Source organism: Kitasatospora sp. NPDC087861 (assembly GCF_044742585.1).
GTDB lineage: Bacteria > Actinomycetota > Actinomycetes > Streptomycetales > Streptomycetaceae > Kitasatospora.
Map to the genome: position 1 here is coordinate 1 of NZ_JBIUUS010000013.1, position 19752 is coordinate 19752.

A 19752-nucleotide genomic window follows, 5' to 3' on the forward strand; every position below is an offset into this window, starting at 1 on the left:
TCCGACAGAAGGCCGTCCACACCCTCCCGGTCGGTGGTGTGGTCGTCCGCGAACCGACGGTCACCCGTCGCATCCGGCACGTACTTCACACAGACGACGATCCTCAAGCTCATGAGTGGTTCTCCTGTCACGGTCGCACTGGTCGATGGCCTCACGTCATGCCGAGGGTACTGAGTGCCAAGTCCGGCCCGGCCGCGCCCCGCGCGCCGCAAGCGCCACCTGGACCGGCATACCGTGTCGGCGCTCTTCGACTGGTGTCAGAGGCTCCACCGAGAGAATACGGCACTCAGTACCCCTGGTAAAGGAACTCAGTACCCTTCCCCTCCTGCTGCGCTCGACACACCGGTCCGGCCGGCCCGGCAAACGGACACAAGGTTTCCGCAAGCACCCGCCAGATCCCGTCATGGAATCCGCCAGGCCGCACGGGGAACATCGGCAGCGGGGCTCACCGACGGCCCCGACCGGGATCAAGGAGGGGGATCGGAATGACCTTGGTGCACGGGGAACAGGACACCACGGCGACGAACGGGAGGCACGACACCACGACCTTGAGCAACAACGGCCCCTGGGCGACCCTGCCGGCCTGCAAGGAGGTGCTGGTGGTCGTCCACACAGTGGTCTACGCGAAGAGGCTCCACGACATCTACTCGCTGCTCGCTCCGGACCTGAGGGTCCACGTGCAGTTCACGGTGGCGCCGCACATGTTCAACGGGGGTGCGGCGGAACGGATCACGGCGCTGGGCGGCACCGTACTGTCCTGGGAGCAGGCGACCCGGCGCGAGTTCGATCTCGTGCTGGCCGCCGGCTCGCAGGGGCTGGAGCAGCTGCACGGCCCGGTCGTCCGCCTCCCGCACGGTGCGGGCAACATCAAGCTGTCCCGGCGGCATGGCCCGGACGGAGAGCGGACGGCCATCGGACTCGGCCCCGACTACCTGTACTGGGAGGGCCGACTCATCCCGACCGCGTACGCGTTGGCCCATGAGGAGGAACTGCTCGAACTCAGCCGCGGCTGCCCGGAGGCCGTACCGATCGCCGAGGTGATCGGCGACCCGTGCTACGACCGGATCGCCGCGGCGCTGCCGCACCGCGACCGCTACCGCGCCGCGCTGGGACTGAGCCCCGACGAGAAGCTGGTACTGGTCTCCTCCACCTGGGGGGAGGGCTCGCTCTTCACCCGGCTCGACACCGTCCTGCCCAGGTTGACGGCGGAACTTCCCCGGCACCGGTACCGGGCCGCCCTGCTCGTCCACCCGAATGTCTCGGCCATGCACAGCCCGTGGCAGGTCCGGTCCTGGGCGACGGCCACTGCCCGCGGGGCCGTCACGGTGATCCCACCGGAGACGGACTGGCGGCCGCTGCTGATCGCTGCGGACTTCGTCATCGGCGATCACGGCTCGGTCACCCTGTACGGTGCGATGACCGGCGCCCCCGTCCTGCTCGCGGAGTACCCGCACCGCCACGTCAACCCGCGTTCGCCGGCCGCCCAGCTCGCCCGCACCGCACCCGCCCTCGTCCCCGGGCACCCGCTCTCCGAGCAACTCGCCTACACCGCCGAGCAGTACCGGCCGGAGGACTACGCCGCCATCGCCGCCCGGATCAGCTCCGAACCCGGCCGTTTCGACCGCAACGCCCGTCGCATGTTGTACCGCTTGCTCGGTCTCGGCCAGCCCGCGCACAGTCCGGAACCCGCAGTGCTCCCGCTGCCCGACCCCCTCGACGCGGCCACGGCACCCGACTCCCGGCGGGCCGGATGACCGCCACTCTGCACACCGTGCGGTTCGTGCCGGTCGGCGGCTCGCCGCCGACGGCCGACCGGGCCGCCACCCGGTTCGAAGCCCAGGTGAGTTCACACGCCGGTGTCCGCCACGGGTCGCTGACCGCCCGCCGGCCGTCCGGGGCCCACCCCGGCCGTCCCTGCCCCGGCTTCGTGGACGAGCACCTCGCACTCGACCTGACCGAGCCCGAGGGCTTCCGCTGGCGCCGTCACGCCGATGTGCTCCATGTCGGGCTCCTCCCGGCGGCGGACCTCATCGCGCGGCTCGCGGAGGTGCTGTCCGCGCACCCCGGCTGTGCGGTGACCACCGCCGAACACCGGGCGGGGACGGTGCTGATCCTCGCGCGGACCGGCTCGCGGCTCATCGTGCGACCGGCCCGCGGTACCCAGAACCCCAGCACGCCCGCTCCGTCGCTGACCCTCGGCTCTCTGGCCCACGCCTGGCTGGCCGCCGGCCGGACCCTGGCCGACGTCACCGGGATCAACGCCGCCGGGCGCCACTCCCCCGAGTCGGCGCAGCCCTGGCTCAGCCTCCCGCGTCGCCGGGTCGGGGGGTGACGGCGGAGTCGACACCGTACGCGGCGAGGCGGCCGGCCAGTCTGGCCGCCTCGGCCGCGGCACCGACCTCCTGGTAGCGGGCCAGCGACTGCTCGAACCGGGTACGCGCGGCGGCCGGACGGCCACGCCACTCCTCGACGTCACCCGCGAACTCCAGCGTCCGGGCCTCCCAGTGCACCGACAGCCGGGCCCGGAAGCCCGTGAGGGCCTCCTCGATGCAGGCCTCGGCCCGGCCGAACGCGCCCAGCCGCCCGTGTGCCAATCCCAGGAAGGCCATCGCCCGGGCCGCCTCGTAGTCGTCCCTGATCGAGGACAGCTCGTGGTACGCCCGCTCGATCGGGCCGACCGCCTCCACCGCCCTGTCGGCGGTCAGCAGCACTTCGCCGTACGCCAGCCGCGCCAGCGCGGAACCCCGCACGTAGTCCTCGGATTCCCGAAGGTGGACCACCTGCCGCAGGCAGTCGGCGGCCTCGTCCAGCCGACCGGCCACCCGATGAGTCTGACTGAGCCCGTACAGCGCATCGGCCTGGGCCAGAGGGTGAGCCAACTCCCTCGCCAGATCGAGTGCTTCGGTGAACCACTGCGCTGCCTCCGCCGACTCGCCCGCGTTCCGCAAACCGTTCCCACCAGAGGTGAGCATGCGCAGCTCGCCGAGCCGATCGCCGTCCGCCCGTGCCGCCCGAAGGCCGACCCGATGGGCCTCGACCCACAGTCGCGCCGGGCGCAGCCGGAGGAACAACGGCCACATGGCGTCGGCCAGTTGCCAGGCAGCGGCATTCCGGCCGCGCTCCGCCGACCATCGCAGGACGTCCGCGAGACGGTCGCGTTCCTGGTCGAGCCAGCCCAGTGCTTGCGCATCGTCCTCGAACTCCCTGGCGGGATGGACCGATCGGCCGCAGTAGTCGCGGGCGAGCGTGCGGTGACTCGGGGAGACGATCGCCTCGGCGGCCGTGGCCGAGGCCAGATACCAGTCCACGATCCGGTCCGCCGCGGCACACCCCGTCGACGCGTCCCGCAGCCGGGCGCCGTACGCCCGGGCGTGCAGCCGCACCAGGTCGTGGAAGTGGAACCGGCCGGGCCCCACCTCCTCCAACAGGTGCACGTCGATCAACCCGTCCAGCAGATGATCCGCGGCGATCAGATCCACGTCCGCCACCACGGCTGCCACCTCCAAGGTGAACTCGGCGAAGGGCAGCAGACCCAGCAGCCCGTAGAGCCGGGCCGCATCCGCATCCAGCACCTCGCAGGAGGCGTCCAACAGGTCCTGCACGGTCTCACCCTCAACGTTCAGTGTCGCGAGTCGCTCCGTGCCACGCCCCAGCACCTCGGCGGTCACCGCGAGCGACTGCACCGGACGGGCCGCGATGCGCGCAGCCGCCAGACAGATCGCGAGCGGCAACCCGGCACAGGCGTCCACCACCTCGGCTGCGGCGGCGCTCTCGTCAGCCACGCGGCGCTCGCCGACCCGCTCGGCGAGGATCTCGGTCGACGCCTCCCGGGCGAGCAGCCCCAGCGGGCGGAACACCGCCCCGTCTATCCCCAGCCCGGTGAGGCGGCGCCGGCTGGTCACCACGACCACCGCGTGGTCCGACCCCGGCAGGAGCGGCCGGACCTGAGCGGCCGTCGACGCGTTGTCCAGCAGCACCGCGATACGGCGATCCGCCGCCAGCGAGCGCCAGAGCGCCGTAGCCTCCTCCAGGCTGCCGGGTACCGGTGTGATCCCGAAGGCCCGGAGGAACGCTCCGAGCGCCTCGGCCGGATCCGCCGGCCCACCCGGCGCATAGCCACGGAGGTCCGCGTACAGCTGGCCGTCCGGAAAGCGTCCGGCGAGGCCTCGAAGCCACTGCGCGGCCAGCGCGGTCTTCCCCACCCCCGCCGGCCCGGTCACCACGACGGTGACGTCCATCGTGGCCCCCTCCTCTGCGGCCAGCGACCGGTCCAGCGCCGCGAGGTCGTCTGCCCGTCCGATCAACCGCTTCGGACAGCGCGGGAGTTGTCGAGGGGTCGGCAGGCCGGGCGCGTGCAGATGCAGTCCACCGTGAATCGTTCCGGCCTGCACGACGGAGCCCGCCACGCCTCCGGCCCCGCCCAGCGAGTTCCGCACCACGCCCTGTGGCAGGTTGAAGTCGTCGCTCACCGGCGACCACCGATCACGGTCGATGCTGTCACTGGCTCCCCCTGGCCTCGGACGGCGCATCAGCGCGGCCTTACCATATGACGTTCAGTCAAGCAGAGACTATTCCTGAAGCCTTCATTGCGAAAGACCACCGTGGTATGGCCCATACCCTCGAAGGCATGCCATGCTCACCCGCGACACGGCAAGCTGGTAGCCAACCGGCGGGGGGCGTCGAAATGCAGTTCCATCTCCTGGGCTCAGTTGAACTTTCGGTAAACGGTGAGCCATTGGCGATCCACTCCGACAAACGACGACAGTTGCTGGCCGCCCTCGCACTCGAGGTCGGAAGACCGCTGTCCCACGCATCGCTCGTGTACCGCCTGTGGGACGAGGAACCGCCGCCGAGCGCGCTGACGAGCTTGTACAGCCACGTCTCCCACCTGCGTGCACTCTTGAGACGGGCCGCCCGGACCCCGGGGGCGCACACCGCCGGAGACGCACCCGCGATCAGCACCAGATCGCACACGTACACCCTCCGGGCCGACCCCCACCTGATTGACTGGCACCAATATCTCGACCTCTCCCGGCAGGCCAGACTCCTCACCGAGAACCGCCAGGACCACCAGGCCAGAACCGTGCTGAGCCGCGCCATGGAGCTCTGGCGTGGCGAGCCCCTCGCCGGCCTGCCCGGCCAGTGGGCCCGGAACACCCGCACTCTCATGGCGGACCAACACCTCACCACCAGGTTGCTGCGGATCGAGGTCGACCTCCGGCTCGGCCGCCACCCGGCGCTGGTCCCCGAGCTCACCGCCCTCCACGAGGAGCGCCCCACCGACGAGCGCATCGCCAGCCACCTCATGACCGCGCTCTACGCCGTGGGCCGCCAGGCCGACGCGCTGGCCGTCTACCCCGCCGTCGTCCGGCGGCTCCGCGCCCGGCTCGCCACCGAGCCCGGCGAACCACTCACCCGGCTGCACCACCTCATGCTGCGCGGCGAGCCACTGCCCGACTCGGCGGGTCGCACGGAGGCCGCCCCACCGCCGGAACCCGCCGCCTCACGGGTCGCGCCCGCCCACTTGCCCGGACGCCACCAGCTGATCGGCCGAAGAGACGACCTCCGCCGCGTCCTCCCCTACTCCGACAACGGACCCTCCAGCGGCGGTGTCGTGACCGTCTCCGCCATCCTCGGCATGCCGGGGGTCGGTAAGACCACACTGGCCCTGCACGCCGCCGATCTGATGCGCGGGCACTTTCCCGACGGATACGTCTACCTGAACCTGCGCGCACATGTCGGCAGCCAGCTGCCGTTCTCCCCCGAGGGCGCCGGCACGGTACTGCTGCGCCGCCTCGGCGTACCCGCCACCACTATCCCGCTCGACGCCGACGAGATCTTCGCACTCTGCACCGAGGCGCTGTCCTCCCGCCGGGCCGTCGTCATCCTCGACGACGCGTCGAGCGCGGCTCAGATACGACCGCTGCTGCCGCCCGCCCCGGCCGCGCTGATCATCGTCACCAGTCGGCAAAGGCTCGCCGAACTCCCGGGCGCTCGACCGGTGTTCCTCGACGTCCTGCCCGTGGACGACGCCGTGGCCCTGTTCACGGGCGTGGTAGGTCCGGAGCGCGCGAACGACCGCGGCAGCATCGTCGAGATCGTGAACCGCTGCGGCCTGCTACCGCTCGCCATCGAGCTCGCCGCCAGTCGCTTCAAGGCCCGCCCGTCCTGGACCCTCGACCATCTGGCTCGACGCCTCGCTCGCAGGACCGGTCGCCTCGCCGAAATCCACAACGGCACGGACAGCATCGCGAGAGCCTTCGAGGTCTCCTACCAGTACCTTTCGGCGAGTCAACGATCGGCCTTCCGGCTGCTCGGGCTGTACCCGGGGCCGGACTTCGGCTTGCACGCGGCAGCGGCGCTGCTCGGACGACCCCTCGACGAAACGGACCAGGTCCTTGAGGCCTTGCTGAATGGAAACCTGCTTCAGGAGATCGCCCCAGAGCGATATCAACTCCATGATCTACTCAGGGAGTTCGCCGTCGCACTGGGATCGGAAGAGGAGCAACGAGTAGCGGCGATCCGTCGAATGCTCCACTACACCCTGCAGGCCGCCGATCTCGCGGACCGCGTGCTCTATCCACACCGGTCAAGGATCCCCCTCCCGGAGAACGATCAACTCGATCACCCGGCCGACCTGTTGGTCGATCTTGAATTGAACTCTCTGGATTTGGCCAGGAGTTGGTTTGAGGATGAGCACGCGAGCCTGGTCGCCATGGTCACGTGCGCCCACCGCACCGGACTGCCCGAGATCGGCGCCTGGCTCTCCCATGTCCTGGCGGGCCACCTGGACGCCGAGGCGTACTGGAGCGAGGCCCGCGATATGCATCAGGCCGCCGCGACGTTCTGGCGGTCGCGGGCGAACGACCGGCATGAGGCACGAGCGCTGATCGACTTGGGCGCGACGCTCGCCAACGCCTCCCACTACCCGCCTGCCGTCGAGGCCCTCGAACGAGGACTCGCCCTCGCCCGCAGCGAGGGCGACGCAGACGCGACTGCGGACGCCCTCGGCTTTCTCGGGCGACTGTTGTGGAACCAGAGCCAGCTCTACGAGTCTCTGGCACTCCAGGAGGAGGTGCTGAGCATCCGGCGAGAGACAGGCGACCAGTGGAACGTCGCACGATGCCTTGCCAATATCGGCATCGTGCACCGCTCCATGGGAGATATAGAACTCGCTCTGACGGCTTACGAAAATGCTCTTCCGCTGGCCCGGCAGTTCAATGACAGAATTTTCGAGCTGCGCATCCTCAACAATATCGGAGACCTTCACCTCACCTCTGGAAACAGCGCAGCCGCGCGCGACACGTTCGAACGCATCCTGCACATCGGACGAGGTTCCATCTCCCAATTCGATCTGTCCGTCGTGCACGTCAACCTGGCCGCCACCCTGAGAATTCCAGAAGAACTCGACTACGCCCTCACACTCTACCGATCGGCGCTGGAAACCTTCCGATCGGTCGGCAGTGTCCGCTACGAGGCGGACGCCCTCAACGGCCTCGGCACCACCTTCCTGGCCGCCGGCCGGCACCAGGACGCGCGCGACCAGTACGCCGTCGCCCGCGAGCTGGCACGGTCCATCGGTACCGCCCGAGAAGAGGCAGCAGCCCTGCGCGGCTTGGGCCAGTGCGAGGAGGCACTCGGCCGCACAGACGCCGCCATCGAGCATCTGGCGGCGGCGATCGAGCTGGCCGAACAGGTCCACATCGCCGACGAGGCATCCCGGGCCCGCACCGTACTTGCCGAGCTTCAGGCCCGTTCCACCTGAAGCTCCGGAAGCCCGTTCGCGAGACTCTCCGACGGGCGCGGATCGAATGGACTCTCGATTCCCAAACTCCAGTTTGGATCTTGGCTCACTCTCTGGTACATATTTCCCAGCGTCGGCAGGATCGCCGGCAGACAACCCCGTACCGGAAGAGCAACCACCAATATGGAAATGTGCATGTCGATAGCTCGAGGCATCATCATCGGCGAGATTCCGATTTGGTGCCTGCTAGGCCTGTAGCGCGACGGCCGCCTCTCCCGTGTAAACCCGGAAAGTCAGCGACTCCTGCAGGTAGAGCTGCACGGTTTCGGCGTCGTGGGAGAGGTATCCGATGGCCAGGTCCCGGCCGAGGACGAGTTCGAAGTCTCCGCCCCTGGCGGACAGCAGGAAGGCGCCCTCGATGGCGGGGGCCCAGATGATGTCGCCGTCGAGGAGGCGGGCGAGGTGGTTGTGGACGGGGTAGCCGTGGTCACTGGTCTCGTTGACGGCGGTGAAGGCGTCCGCGCCGAGGAGGAGGGAGTAGGGTCCCCCGACGCCGGCCAGCCGGAGGGCGGTGAGGGCGCGGCTGACGGCCTCGGGGTACTCGCGGACGTCCTCGGGGAGTTGGACCGGCGGGTTGGTGGAGCCGGCCCGGATGCCCTCGATGGCGGCGGCGCGGTAGCCCTCGAAGACGGCGCGGTCCTCGGCGAGGGCGATGGTGCGGGCGGCGTCCTTCACGGGCTGCCAGTCGGAGTCGCGGGAGCCCCGCTCGACGTCGTCGACGGCGTCACGGCGGACGGTGAAGGGGACGCGCAGCTCGACCACCGGCTGCGCGGCGCGGGCGCGGGCCCGGACGCCGTCGGCGGGCGGTTCGATGCCGGTCAGGTGGCCGGTGCCGACCGCGGCGAGGGTGGCGTCCTCGGGGCCGTGCAGGTCGACCACGCGACGGCCGGCGATGTGGAGCTTGAAGGTCTGGCGGGCCTCCTCCTCGATCTCCGCCCAGGCGGCGGCGGAGATGGGGGCGAGGTCGCGGTGCAGGTTGTCCATGGTGTGGGTCCTTGTCGGGAGGTCCTGCTCAGGTGGTGCGGCGGAGACTGCCGATGCCGAGGGAGCCGGTCGCGGGTGAGACGGTCGGCGGCGCGGGTGGAGCACTCGGCGGCCCGGGCGGGTCGCCCGGCGCGGTCGGCGGGGCGTCGAGGAAGTCGGCGGTCGGGACGAAGAACAGCGACCCGGTGACGGCGGTGGAGAAGTCGAGCAGCCGGTCGGTGGTGCCGGGCGGGCGGCCGACGAACATGTTGCGCAGCATCTCCTCGGTCACCTCCGGGTCGCGTGCGTAGCCGATGAAGTAGGTGCCGTACTCGCCGCCGCGCTCGAAGGAGCCGAACGGCATGTTGAAGCGGACGATCTTCCGCTCCTCGCCGTCCGGCCCGGTCAGGGTGTTGAGCGCGACGTGCGAGTCGGCGGGCTTGACGGCGTCGGCGAACTCGATGTCGGTGAGCTTGGTGCGGCCGACCGCCCGTTCCTGGTCCTCGACGCTCAGTGCGTTCCACTTGTCCAGCTCGTGCAGGTACTTCTGGACGATGACGTAGCTGCCGCCGGCGAAGGCCGGGTCCTCCTCCCCCACCACGGCGGCGGTCACGGCGGCCCGGCCCTCGGGGTTCTCGGTGCCGTCGACGAAGCCGAGCAGGTCCCGGTCGTCGAAGTACTGGAAGCCCTGGACGGAGTCGACCACGGTGGCCGCCCCGGCGAGCCGGTCGGTGATCCGGGTGGCGAGTTCGAAGCACAGATCCATCCGGGCGGCGCGCAGGTGCAACAGCAGGTCGCCGGGGGTGGCCGGGGCCCGGTGGCGGGCGCCGGCCACCTCCTGGAAGGGGTGCAGGCCGGCCGGCCTGGGCCCGTCGAAGAGGCGGTCCCACACGTCCGAGCCGATGCCGGTGACGCAGGTGAGGCCTCCTTCGGGGGCCCGGAAGCCGACCGCGCGGCGCAGCCCGGCGAGGTCGGGCAGCAGGTCGCGGACGGCGTCCTCGCCGCCGGGCTCGACGGTGAGGACCAGGAAGACGGCCGCGCTGGTCAGCGGGGAGAGTACGGCTTGCGGTTCGGCCTGCATGGTTCCGGTCCTCCTCAGGACGCCCGGGAGGCTTCCCACTCGGTGCGGTGTTCGGCGAAGATCTGCCTGAGGTGGTGGCCGATCTTCGGGAAGTCGAGGTCGTCGAGGTTGACGGGCGAGCGGATGAACCGGGCGCGGGCGCCGTTCTCGCCGTCCGCGTCGACGCTGACGTGTCGGCCGCCGATCAGCAGGGCGACGATCAACGTGCCGCAGATTCCGTCGAGTTGGACCGGTCCGACGCGCAGCCTGCCGACCGGGTAGCCGAGTACCGGGCAGCCGAACGGCGCGAGGACGGGGTTCTGCCGCAGCAGGTTCACGACGGGCGCCCCCGCCGGGGCGGGGGTGCGCCGAAGGAGTGATGGACCAGCGGACATCTGATCATGCGTACGATTACATCGCATAGCGGACAATTCGGCACGGTCAACACTCACCCGAACGGCCCCCTCGGCCGCAGCTCCCGAGGGCACCGTTCGAGGGACCGCGAGCCGTGCGCCCCGGGGAACGCCGAAGGGGCGGGCGCGCCGTCACGCACCCACCCCTTCCGTCCGCGCGGCTCAGGCCCGCAGGGCCGCCAGCTGCTCGGCGAACGGCACCACCTGCTCGGGCAGCGCCGGCGCCGCCGGGCCGCGGCCGGCCAGCAGGGCCGCCAGCTCACCCGCCGCACGGTCGATCCGGCCCGGGAGGCCGTCGGTGAGCCCGTCCCCCGCCGCGCCCCAGTCGTCGGTGGCCGCGTAGACGGCGGTCGGCACCACCACCGCGCGCAGGTAGCTGAACAGCGGCCGGACGGCGTGCTCCAGGGCGAGCGAGTGCCGGGGCGTGCCACCGGTGGCGGCGATCAGCACCGGCTTGCCGGTGAGCGCGTCGTGGTCGACCAGGTCGAAGAAGGACTTGAACAGGCCGCTGTAGGAGGCGGTGAAGATCGGCGTCACCGCGATCACCGCGTCCGCCCCGGTCACCGCCTCGATCGCCGCGCGCAGCGCGGCGCCGGGGAAGCCGGTGACGAAGTTGTTGGCGATCTCCGTTGCCAGGTCGCGCAGTTCGACCACCGTGACGTCGATCTGCCGCCCGCCGTCGGACAGTTGCCGGACGGTCGACTCGGTGAGGCGGTCGGCCAGCAGCCGGGTCGAGGACGGCTTGCTCAGCCCGGCGCTCACCACCACCAGTCGGAACACGGTCACTTGGCCACCTCCACGGACTCCTCGGTACGGGCCGCGACCCGCGCGGCGTGCGTCGGCCCGTCCGGCACCCCGGCCGGGCGGTTCCTGGCGAACTCCTCGCGCAGCACCGGCACGACCTGCTCGCCGAGCAGGTCCAGCTGCTCCAGCACGGTCTTCAGCGGCAGGCCGGCGTGGTCCATCAGGAACAGCTGGCGCTGGTAGTCGCCGAAGGACTCGCGGAAGGTCAGCGTCTTCTCGACGACCTCCTGCGGGCTGCCCACCGTCAGCGGGGTCTGCTCGGTGAACTCCTCCAGCGAGGGCCCGTGCCCGTACACCGGGGCGTTGTCGAAGTACGGACGGAACTCCCGCACCGCGTCCTGCGAGTTCTTCCGCATGAACACCTGCCCGCCGAGGCCGACGTACGCCTGCTCGGGCGTGCCGTGGCCGTAGTGGGCGTAGCGCTCGCGGTAGAGGTCGACCAGCTTCTGGAAGTGCTCCTTGGGCCAGAAGATGTTGTTCGCGAAGAAGCCGTCCCCGTAGTAGGCGGCCTGCTCGGCGATCTCGGGCGAGCGGATCGAGCCGTGCCAGACGAACGGCGCGACGCCGTCCAGCGGGCGCGGGGTGGAGGTGAAGGACTGCAGCGGGGTGCGGAAGCGGCCCTGCCAGTCCACGACCTCCTCGCGCCACAACTGGTGCAGCAGCGCGTAGTTCTCGACCGCGAGCGGGATGCCCTGGCGGATGTCCTTGCCGAACCACGGGTAGACCGGGCCGGTGTTGCCGCGGCCCATCATCAGGTCCACCCGGCCGTCGGCGAGGTGCTGGAGCATCGCGAAGTCCTCGGCGATCTTCACCGGGTCGTTGGTGGTGATCAGCGTGGTGGAGGTGGAGAGGATGATGCGCTCGGTCTGCGCCGCGATGTAGCCGAGCATGGTCGTCGGCGAGGACGGCACGAACGGCGGATTGTGGTGCTCACCGGTCGCGAAGACGTCCAGGCCGACCTCCTCCGCCTTGCGCGCGATGGCCACCATGGCCTTGATCCGCTCGTGCTCACTCGGGGTGCGGCCGGTGGTCGGGTCGGGGGTGACGTCACCGACGGTGAAGATTCCGAACTGCATGCTGCTCACCACACTCCAGGTCGGCCCCGGGTTTCGGGGCTCTCGTGGCCCCCGGGGCAGATCGTCAAACTTTCAACCACCTTAGCACCCGGGTGCGAATCGTTATTCCCGCCGACACTTGAGGGAGGAGCTCAGAAAGGGCGGCGAACCGATGGCGGCGTACATCGCGGTGAGCGCGCTGAGCCACGAGGGCCTGGTGCGGGAGCACAACGAGGACAGCCTCACGGTCGGACCGTGGACACTCTGCGCCACCGTGACCGGCAACCCGCAGACCCTGCTCTTCCCGCTCGGCCCGCCCTGCGTGGTCGCCGTGGCGGACGGCCTGGGCGGCCACCCCGGCGGCGAGGTCGCCAGCGCGCTGGTGGCCCGCCGGCTGGCCGCCGACGGCGCCGGCCTGGAGGGCGAGGAAGCCGTCCGGGAGGAGCTGCAGGACTGCAACCGGGCGGTGTTCGCGGCCGCGGCCGGTGAGCCCGAGCTGGCCGCGATGGGCACCACGGTGGCCGGCCTGGTGCTGATGCCCGGCCAGGCGGTGGTCTTCAACGTGGGCGACAGCCGGGTCTACCAGGTCGCCCCGGACGGGCTGCGCCGGGTGAGCGTGGACGACAGCCCGCCGCTGCCGCCCGGACGGCACACCACCTCGGTGGTCACCCAGACCCTGGGCGGCTCGCTCGGGCCGACCTTCGTCGAGCCGCACGTGCGCACCGTGCCGCTGGCCGCCGGCGACCGCTACCTGGTGTGCAGCGACGGCCTGACCGACCCGGTGCCGGAGGAGGAGCTGGCCCAGCTGCTCGCCCGCCCGCACGACGGCACCGACCGCGCCGACGGGAAGGCCGCGTTCGAGCTGTGGAAGGCGGCGATCGAGGCGGGCGGGCCGGACAACATCACCCTGGCGCTGGTCCGGATCGACGAGTAGCCGCCCGGCGCGCCCGGGTCCGGCCCTGCCCGGTGGCCTTGAGCACGGCCCCGGACCCACCTCATCGGCCCCGGGCACGGCCCTGGACCCACCTCTCCTCGACCCCGGGCGCGGACCCGCCCCGGCGGGGCGCCGAAGCGCTCCGCCGGGGCGGTCACCTGTCCGTGTTCGGTCGCTCGAAAGGCGGCCGGTCAGAGTTCGCTCGTGACGCTCACCCCGCTGAAGCCCTGCTGGGCGTAGAGGCTGAAGTAGACGTAGCCGGCCGGCGGGTTGGTGATCGTCAGGGTCTCGGAGTTGTCCGGACCCGTCGAGTGCGCCGTGTTGGCGTTGGTGTACGCCCAGCTGGCCGGGTTGTAGTAGAGGTCGCCGTTGCCGGTGCCGCCGCTGCTGGTGATCTTCACCTGCTTGGTGCCGGCCGGCACCAGGAGGTAGAAGTGTGCGTAGTTGCCGGTGGTCGCCGCGAGGTTGCTGCGGGCGCAGTTGGCGTCCAGCTTGCGGATGTCGGTGCCGGCGCACTCCGGCAGCTGCGGCTGGGTGGGCGTGCCGCCCCCGTCGGCGCAGGCACCGCTGGCGCACTTGGTCAGCCAGCTGTCGAAGTCGGCGTCGTAGCGGGTGCCGATGGTGGTCTTGAGCAGGGTGCGGGCGCCGTTCCAGTCACCCGCGCGGTACTTGGCGAGGATGGCGTCCATGTCGCCGCGGTGCTGCTCCAGCATGTAGCGGACGGCGAGGTAGCCCCAGCGGTAGACCCGGTCCTGGTCACCGTAGGCGGTGTCGAAGAGGTCGCTCAGCTTGTAGGTGTGCCGGGCGGCCGCCGCGATGGCGCCGTCGTTGGTCACCTTGCGGTACGAGTAGGAGATGTACTCGGCGAAGCCCTCGACCCACCAGACGGTCGGGGTGGTCATGCCGGCGTTGAAGTCGCCGTACATGTCGAACCGGCCGTCGAGGTAGTGGGTGTACTCGTGGTTGAGGTTCCAGATCTCGAACGACGGGCGGGCCCACTCGGCCTCGTAGCAGAGGAAGCGCGGCTGGTTGCCGGCCTTGGCCGGGTCGCCCTCCAGGTACATGCCGCCGTTGTTGGTGTCGATGCCGTAGATGGCCGCGGCCAGCACCTGGTAGTCCAAGGAGGAGTGGAAGACCACGACCTCGATCGTGGTGTTGTTGTCGTCCTTGACCGGGCCGTTGTCGCGGACCACCGAGTGGAAGTACGCGTCCTGGCCGGTCAGGCTGGTGCAGGCGGTGCCCAGCTGGGTGTTGTCCAGCGTCTGGGCGATCAGCTTGATGCTCGGGCTGCAGGTGTAGTTGACCGTCAGCACGCCCGCCTTGAGCTGGTCGGCGGCGTTGCAGGTGCCGTAGTAGGCGCAGTTGGCGGCGTCGTAGTAGCCGACCCCGTCCGCGACCGCGGCCCACTGGTAGACAGTGCGCCCGTTCGGCGCGGACTGCGCGACCAGCGCCTTGGCGAGCGGACGGACCTTGGCCTGGAGCGCCGTGTCCTTCAGGAAGCGGGTCAGCTCCTTGGCGCCGTTGTAGACCAGCACGCCGAAGTCGCCGCCGAGCTGGTCGTTGTTGCGGGTCACGAAGCCGGACAGCGCGTCCAGCACACTCGGGTCGGCCTCGACGGCCGCGTCGAAGCCGGTCACCTGGTGGCCGCGGAACAGCACCGTGAAGACCGGGTTCACTGCCCAGGCCATGCCGGCCGGGTTCCAGGTGGCGCTGCTGTAGTCGTTCAGCAGCTGCTTGACCACCGAGAGGTAACGGATGTTCTCCTGCGCGCTGTCGATCAGGGTGACGGCCTCGCCCAGGATGGGTGCGTTGCCCGCGGCGACGTCCCGCACGTGCGCGCTGCCGAAGAAGGCGTCCAGCCCGGAACGGATCGCCGTCTGGAGGGCGGTGCCGTAGGTGCCGACGTCGTCCTTGTGGTACCACTGCGCGAAGTACCCGGCGCGCAGGTAGAGCACCAGCTGGTGGACGGACGTGCTGTCGTCGCCCGGGTAGGCACCCGCCGCGTCGCGCAGCGCGTACGCCACGGTGGTCATCTGCTCCTCGCGGAACGCGCCCCGCGCGTCCGCGCCGGTGAGCTGGAAGAGCCCGTTGATGCACTGGATGTCGGCGGCCTTGATGTGCTGGACCAGGTCGCCGCCCGTCCGGCCGGTGAAGTCGCCGATGTTGCAGGGCTGTGCGGCCGCCGCGCCGAGGGAGAAGGCCTTGGCGGTCGGCCGGGCCTCGGCCGGCCGGGTGTCGAGCGGGAGCGGGGCGCGCTGGTCGGCAGAGGCGAACTGCCGGTCGGTGTGGCCGCGCTCGGGGGCGCCGACGGCGGGCTGCGGCGCCGGTCCGGCGGGGGTGGTGGGGGCGGACGCGCCGCCGGGGGCGGCGGCGGGGGCGGCCTTGCTCTGCGGGGCGAACAGGCCGATCGTCAGGAACATGGTCAGGGCGAGTATTAACAGCCTTGCCAGCTGCGGGAGTCGCAGCAGACGCGCGGAACTCACGTGGGGGCCTCCGGGCCGTCGTCGGCCGCATTGGGGGTGCGGCCGGTGGGGTGGTGAGGACCGTTGGCGACGGCGCCGCGTGGGGCGGTTCCGTCGTACGCACGGTGGGGGGTGTGACATGTACCATGGCACACATCACATGACGTTGGATAGCCCCGCTCCTGTGAGCGATTCGCGGGGGAACGGCGCAGGGGCCGTGCTGGCGAATCGCCACCACGGCCCCTGCGCTCGGGAGTTGACGCCCCGCTCGACTACTTCCGGAGCAGCAGGATGACGCCGGCCGTCACCAGGCCGACCAGCACCGCCGCCGCGCCGTACGCCAGCCGGTGCGCGCGCAGCACCGGCAGGAAGCGGTCCACGGCGTAGCGGCCCGGGCCGGTCAGGGCGAGCGCGGCGGCGGCCGCCGTGAGCAGCAGCTCGTACTCGCTGCCCTTCGGGGCGAAGAAGCCGCCGCCCCAGGTGACGGCGATCGCGTTGACCATCGTGCCGACGATCGCGGCGCCCGCCAGCGGGGTCAACAGGCCGACGGCGAGGGCGAGTCCGCCGAGCGTCTCGGTGAGGCCGGCGACCACGGCCATGGTGTTGCCCGCCGGGTAGCCGCTCATGGTGAAGAACTGACCGGTGCCGTCGATCCCGCCGCCGCCGAACCAGCCGAACAGCTTCTGGCTGCCGTGCGCGGCCATGGTCAGGCCGAGGGCCAGGCGCAGGAGCAGGAGTCCGGCGTCGTAGGCGTGCGGGGAGGTCGTCGCGGACCCGGGGGTCGCCCGGCCCGGGAGGACGGTGGTGGTGGGGGCGGTCGTGCTCGGGCTGCTGCTCGGCATGCGCGTCTCCATCGATCGGAATCGGTCGTAGGGGTGTGGTGGCGCGGCCGGGCGGGGTCGCCCGCAGCTGTTGTTCAAATTTGAACCGGCCGCTCCTCGACCGTACCTCGGAGTTCGAATGTGAACAACTGACGGGTCGTAGGCGACTCGCGGGCCGGGCCCCGACCGGGGCAGGGTGGAGACATGGCTCAACGCAGGCAACACCAGCGGGCCGCGGAACCCGGCACGCCCTACCCCGAAGCCCTCGCCGCCTTCGGCGAACGCGTCCGGCTGATCGCCCCCGACCAGTGGGACGCCCCCACGCCGTGCGCCGACTGGTCCGTCCGCGACCTCGTCAACCACCTCACCGGCGAACAGCTGTGGATCCCCGAGCTGCTGACGGGCGCCACCGTCTCCGAGGTCGGCAGCCGCTTCGACGGCGACGTCCTCGGCGACGACCCGGTCGCCGCCTGGACCGGCGCCGCCGACGCCGCCCGGGAGGCCTTCACCGTCCCCGGCACCACCGCGCTCACCGTCCACCTCTCCTTCGGGAGCGTCTCCGGCCAGTACTACCTGGACCAGCTCACCACCGACCTCGTCATCCACGCCTGGGACCTGGCCAAGGGCATCGGGCGCCGCACCCGGCTCCCGGCACGGCTCGTCGACTTCGCCCTGGGCGAGTTCGCCGGCTACGGGGACCTCTCCGGCAGCGGCCTGTTCGACCCGCCCCTGCCGGTCGCCGACGACGCCGATCCGCAGACCCGCATGCTCGCCCTCACCGGGCGGCACGACCGGCCCTGACCTGCGGCTTCCCCTCACGGGCCGCCCCGCCTGGCACGGCGGGGCCGCCCCACCACCCACCGGGTACGCCGGCCGACGCCGGATACTGGAAGGAGCGGGGGCCGTATTCCGTGCGAGAGGCGGGCCCGCCATGAACCGCAGGCCGGACATCCTCGGCGAGTTCACCGCCGACCACCGGGCGGTCACCGAGCTGCTCGACCAGGTCGAGCGGGCGCCCGCCGGCGGCGCCGAGCGCGCCGACCTGCTGACCCGGCTGACCGACCTGCTGTTCACCCACTGCGCGGCCGAGGAGGAGCACCTCTTCCCGCTCGTGCAGCACGACGCGCCGGACGGCGGGGCGCTGGTGTTCGGCAGCATCCACGAGCACCTGGCGATCGGGCAGTACCTCTCCGACCTGCAGGGACTCGACCCGGCCGACCCGGCCTTCGACACCCTGCTGCGCGGCCTCGCCGACACCCTCCGGCGGCACCTCGCCGACGAGGAGAAGCGGCTCTTCCCGGCCGCCCGCAAGGCCGTGCCCGCCGCCGCCCGGGCGGCGCTCGGCGACCGGCTGCGGGCCGAACGCGCGGAAACCGCGGATGCCGGGGAAGCCGGGGAAGCCGGGAGGGTCGGGGAGTCCGGGGAAGCTCCGAAAGCCGCCGAGACTGCGGAGAGTGCCGAGAGTGCCGAGGCGGGGCCGTGAGCGTCAGTTCTTCGGGCTGATCAGCGCGAACCGGCCACCCTCCCGGTCCCGCAACCGGGCCACCCGCCCGTACGGGGAGTCGAAGGCGGGACCCAGCACCGAACCGCCCAGCTCCACGGCCCGGGCGAGCGCCCGGTCGGCGTCCGGGACGGCGAAGGACACCTCCCAGTGCGGCGACAGCCCCGCCGCACCGCCCGCCTGCTCCCGCGCCAGCGCCGCGACGCTGTGCCCCTCCGCCCGCAGCACCACCCGGTCGTGCTCCCAGCGGACGTCGAACCGCTCCGGGTCCCGGCCGTCCCAACGGAACACCTGGCCGTAGAACAGCGCCGCCGCGAACGGGTCCGGCGTGCGCAGCTCGATCCACACCGGCGCGCCCGGCAGGTCCAGCCGCCGGGCCCGGCCCAGCGGGCCCTCCCAGATGCCGAACACCGCCCCGGCCGGGTCCGCCGCGAAGGCGACCCGGTCGGCGTCGAAGGTCAGCGGGCCCACCGCCAGGGTCCCGCCGCGCTCGCGCACCGCGTCGGCGGCGGCGTCCGCGCTCTCCGTCCCGAAGTAGCTGGTCCACGCCACCGGCATCGCCCAGTCATTGCCCGCGAGCCCCAGCCCGGCCACCGCCTCCCCGCCGGTCACCGCGTGCACGTACGGACCGAAGCGGTCCGCCCCCGGCTCGAACTCCCAACCGAGCAGCGGCCCGTAGAACGCCTTCGCCCCCTCCAGATCCCGGGCCGTCAGGCTCACCCAGCACGGAACGGCCGCCACGCAGCGCACCTTGGCGGTCTCACCGCTGCCCATCGCGGACCTCCTCGCCACCCGGCCGCCGGGCCCCTCCCGACTCCCACGGCCCACCGGCCGCCCGGGACGCCCTCAGCCTAGGCCGACAGGCGTAGCGCCCACCGGGAGGCATGGCCGGGACCAGCACACCCAGTTCTTCGGCGGCTCGGTGTCCAACGAGATCCCCACCGGCTCGGGCCGGTGGACCGTCCTGCCGAACGGGAGGATCCGGGCGCTCCGGTAGCGCACGCCGTCGGGCTGGAGGGCAACCTCGACCCGGCCGGCACCGGCGAAACCGAAATGTGACCCACGTCACATCGGAAGCCGAAATTTCCGGGGACGGAATCCCCGTTTGCTCTTTCGTAGGCACAAGCGGGGAGAATTTCCCCGGTATCCTGAAGGAGCAGTCGCCGTGACCACCGCCGCCACCGAGCCGGTCCGTCCCGTGGAAACCGTCCGCGCGCCCAAGCTGCGCGCCGACGCGACCCGCAACCGGGAACGGATCGTCCTGGCGGCCCGCGACGCCTTCGTCGAACACGGCCCGGACGTGCCGCTGGACGAGATCGCGAAGCGGGCCGGGGTCGGCAACGCCACGCTGTACCGGAACTTCCCGGACCGCGCGGCGCTGATCCACGAGGTGGCACTGCTCGTCAAGAACCGCATCCTGGCTCTCGCCGAGACGGCGACGGCGGAGGCGGACACTCCTGACGGCAGCGGTCCGTTCGACGCTCTGCAGCGGTTCGCGCACGCGACCGTCGCGGAGAAGGTCGGCGCGCTCTGCCCGCTGTTCACCAACCACGTCGACCCCTTCGACGCGGACCTCGCCGAAACCCGCGAACGCCTGACGACCGCCGTGAGCGGCCTGATGGAACGCGCCCGGGCGGCGGGTGAGCTACGGTCGGACGTCGACCACGGTGACCTGTTCATCGCGATCAGCCAGCTGGCCCGGCCGCTGCCGGGGACCTCCTGCCAGCTGCTCGACGACTTCGTCCACCGGCACCTGCAGTTGCTCCTGGACGGCCTGCGCGCGCCGGCCCGTTCGGTCCTGCCCGGCCGGGCCGCGACCTTCGAGGACCTCCGACCCCACCACTGACCGACCACCGGCACCACCACTGACCGACCCGCCCTCCTGACCGCCCGGAGCACCGACCCCGAGCACCGACTCGGACGCACCGGCCAGCA

The 19752-nt window shown here is 71.5% G+C and carries 16 protein-coding genes and 1 pseudogene; 7 read left to right on the forward strand and 10 right to left on the reverse strand.

Annotated features, from left to right (window positions below; genetic code table 11):
* Positions 1-113, reverse strand: a pseudogene (locus ACIOJE_RS19325) (electron transfer flavoprotein subunit beta); the annotation flags it as partial.
* Positions 114-485: 372 nt separating this feature from the next.
* On the opposite strand from ACIOJE_RS19325, the gene ACIOJE_RS19330 reads away from it, so the two are divergent.
* The gene (locus ACIOJE_RS19330; protein WP_280674124.1) at positions 486-1754 is read left to right on the forward strand and encodes a hypothetical protein; all 1269 of its coding nucleotides are present in this window, start codon (positions 486-488) and stop codon (positions 1752-1754) included.
* Positions 1751-2332, forward strand: coding sequence for a hypothetical protein (locus tag ACIOJE_RS19335; protein ID WP_280674125.1), 582 nt, complete (start codon positions 1751-1753; stop codon positions 2330-2332). The genes ACIOJE_RS19330 and ACIOJE_RS19335 overlap by 4 nt, the downstream gene beginning before the upstream one ends.
* On the opposite strand, the gene ACIOJE_RS19340 is transcribed toward ACIOJE_RS19335, so the two are convergent.
* Complete coding sequence (locus ACIOJE_RS19340; RefSeq protein ID WP_400777468.1) at positions 2301-4469, reverse strand: ATP-binding protein; 2169 nt, start codon at positions 4467-4469, stop codon at positions 2301-2303. The two genes, ACIOJE_RS19335 and ACIOJE_RS19340, sit on opposite strands and share 32 nt — an antisense overlap.
* Before the next feature lie 215 nt (positions 4470-4684).
* Between ACIOJE_RS19340 and ACIOJE_RS19345 the strand changes: the two genes are divergently transcribed.
* Complete coding sequence (locus ACIOJE_RS19345) at positions 4685-7765, forward strand: AfsR/SARP family transcriptional regulator (protein WP_400777470.1); 3081 nt, start codon at positions 4685-4687, stop codon at positions 7763-7765.
* A 225-nt stretch (positions 7766-7990) separates the two neighbouring features.
* Here ACIOJE_RS19345 and ACIOJE_RS19350 read toward each other — a convergent pair whose 3' ends face one another.
* The 5 genes from ACIOJE_RS19350 to ACIOJE_RS19370 form a co-directional block, all read right to left on the reverse strand.
* On the reverse strand, positions 7991-8788 hold the full coding sequence (locus ACIOJE_RS19350) for a family 1 encapsulin nanocompartment shell protein (RefSeq protein WP_400777471.1): 798 nt from the start codon (positions 8786-8788) through the stop codon (positions 7991-7993).
* 28 nt (positions 8789-8816) lie between these two features.
* On the reverse strand, positions 8817-9848 hold the full coding sequence (locus ACIOJE_RS19355) for a Dyp-type peroxidase (RefSeq protein ID WP_400777473.1): 1032 nt from the start codon (positions 9846-9848) through the stop codon (positions 8817-8819).
* A gap of 14 nt (positions 9849-9862) precedes the next feature.
* Positions 9863-10165, reverse strand: coding sequence for a hypothetical protein (locus ACIOJE_RS19360; RefSeq protein ID WP_400777718.1), 303 nt, complete (start codon positions 10163-10165; stop codon positions 9863-9865).
* 237 nt (positions 10166-10402) lie between these two features.
* On the reverse strand, positions 10403-11026 hold the full coding sequence (locus tag ACIOJE_RS19365) for an FMN reductase (RefSeq protein WP_400777474.1): 624 nt from the start codon (positions 11024-11026) through the stop codon (positions 10403-10405).
* Positions 11023-12120 carry an LLM class flavin-dependent oxidoreductase gene (locus ACIOJE_RS19370; RefSeq protein WP_400777476.1) on the reverse strand — a complete coding sequence of 366 codons (1098 nt, stop codon included), beginning with the start codon at positions 12118-12120 and terminating at the stop codon, positions 11023-11025. The genes ACIOJE_RS19365 and ACIOJE_RS19370 overlap by 4 nt, the downstream gene beginning before the upstream one ends.
* 151 nt (positions 12121-12271) lie before the next feature.
* Between ACIOJE_RS19370 and ACIOJE_RS19375 the strand changes: the two genes are divergently transcribed.
* Positions 12272-13033, forward strand: coding sequence for a PP2C family protein-serine/threonine phosphatase (locus tag ACIOJE_RS19375; RefSeq protein WP_400777478.1), 762 nt, complete (start codon positions 12272-12274; stop codon positions 13031-13033).
* Positions 13034-13224: 191 nt separating this feature from the next.
* Here ACIOJE_RS19375 and ACIOJE_RS19380 read toward each other — a convergent pair whose 3' ends face one another.
* Together ACIOJE_RS19380 and ACIOJE_RS19385 are read right to left on the reverse strand one after the other, a co-directional pair.
* The gene (locus ACIOJE_RS19380) at positions 13225-15453 is read right to left on the reverse strand and encodes a M9 family metallopeptidase (RefSeq protein WP_400777480.1); all 2229 of its coding nucleotides are present in this window, start codon (positions 15451-15453) and stop codon (positions 13225-13227) included.
* A gap of 314 nt (positions 15454-15767) precedes the next feature.
* Positions 15768-16337, reverse strand: a complete 570-nt coding sequence (locus tag ACIOJE_RS19385; protein ID WP_400777482.1) for a DoxX family protein — start codon at positions 16335-16337, stop codon at positions 15768-15770.
* A gap of 183 nt (positions 16338-16520) precedes the next feature.
* Here ACIOJE_RS19385 and ACIOJE_RS19390 point away from each other — a divergent pair, with 183 nt between their 5' ends.
* Complete coding sequence (locus ACIOJE_RS19390) at positions 16521-17117, forward strand: TIGR03086 family metal-binding protein (RefSeq protein WP_400777484.1); 597 nt, start codon at positions 16521-16523, stop codon at positions 17115-17117.
* 130 nt (positions 17118-17247) lie between these two features.
* Entirely contained in the window at positions 17248-17799 is a 552-nt protein-coding gene (locus tag ACIOJE_RS19395) for a hemerythrin domain-containing protein (RefSeq protein ID WP_400777486.1), read from the forward strand.
* Between the two features lie 3 nt (positions 17800-17802).
* On the opposite strand, the gene ACIOJE_RS19400 is transcribed toward ACIOJE_RS19395, so the two are convergent.
* Positions 17803-18591: a VOC family protein gene (locus tag ACIOJE_RS19400; protein ID WP_280674137.1), complete on the reverse strand. Its 789-nt coding sequence runs from the start codon at positions 18589-18591 to the stop codon at positions 17803-17805.
* A 391-nt stretch (positions 18592-18982) separates the two neighbouring features.
* On the opposite strand from ACIOJE_RS19400, the gene ACIOJE_RS19405 reads away from it, so the two are divergent.
* Positions 18983-19663 (forward strand): TetR/AcrR family transcriptional regulator, encoded by a 681-nt coding sequence (locus ACIOJE_RS19405; RefSeq protein ID WP_280674138.1) that lies wholly within the window; start codon positions 18983-18985, stop codon positions 19661-19663.
* Positions 19664-19752 lie beyond the last annotated feature (89 nt).

Bases quoted from the DNA above. Each gene is read 5' to 3' on its own strand.
- ACIOJE_RS19330 (WP_280674124.1), top strand. From the start codon at position 486: ATGACCTTGGTGCACGGGGAACAGGACACCACGGCGACGAACGGGAGG.
- ACIOJE_RS19335 (WP_280674125.1), top strand. From the start codon at position 1,751: ATGACCGCCACTCTGCACACCGTGCGGTTCGTGCCGGTCGGCGGCTCG.
- ACIOJE_RS19345 (WP_400777470.1), top strand. From the start codon at position 4,685: ATGCAGTTCCATCTCCTGGGCTCAGTTGAACTTTCGGTAAACGGTGAG.
- ACIOJE_RS19350 (WP_400777471.1), bottom strand. From the start codon at position 8,788: ATGGACAACCTGCACCGCGACCTCGCCCCCATCTCCGCCGCCGCCTGG.
- ACIOJE_RS19355 (WP_400777473.1), bottom strand. From the start codon at position 9,848: ATGCAGGCCGAACCGCAAGCCGTACTCTCCCCGCTGACCAGCGCGGCC.
- ACIOJE_RS19370 (WP_400777476.1), bottom strand. From the start codon at position 12,120: ATGCAGTTCGGAATCTTCACCGTCGGTGACGTCACCCCCGACCCGACC.
- ACIOJE_RS19375 (WP_400777478.1), top strand. From the start codon at position 12,272: ATGGCGGCGTACATCGCGGTGAGCGCGCTGAGCCACGAGGGCCTGGTG.
- ACIOJE_RS19380 (WP_400777480.1), bottom strand. From the start codon at position 15,453: ATGTTCCTGACGATCGGCCTGTTCGCCCCGCAGAGCAAGGCCGCCCCC.
- ACIOJE_RS19385 (WP_400777482.1), bottom strand. From the start codon at position 16,337: ATGCCGAGCAGCAGCCCGAGCACGACCGCCCCCACCACCACCGTCCTC.
- ACIOJE_RS19390 (WP_400777484.1), top strand. From the start codon at position 16,521: ATGGCTCAACGCAGGCAACACCAGCGGGCCGCGGAACCCGGCACGCCC.
- ACIOJE_RS19395 (WP_400777486.1), top strand. From the start codon at position 17,248: ATGAACCGCAGGCCGGACATCCTCGGCGAGTTCACCGCCGACCACCGG.
- ACIOJE_RS19400 (WP_280674137.1), bottom strand. From the start codon at position 18,591: ATGGGCAGCGGTGAGACCGCCAAGGTGCGCTGCGTGGCGGCCGTTCCG.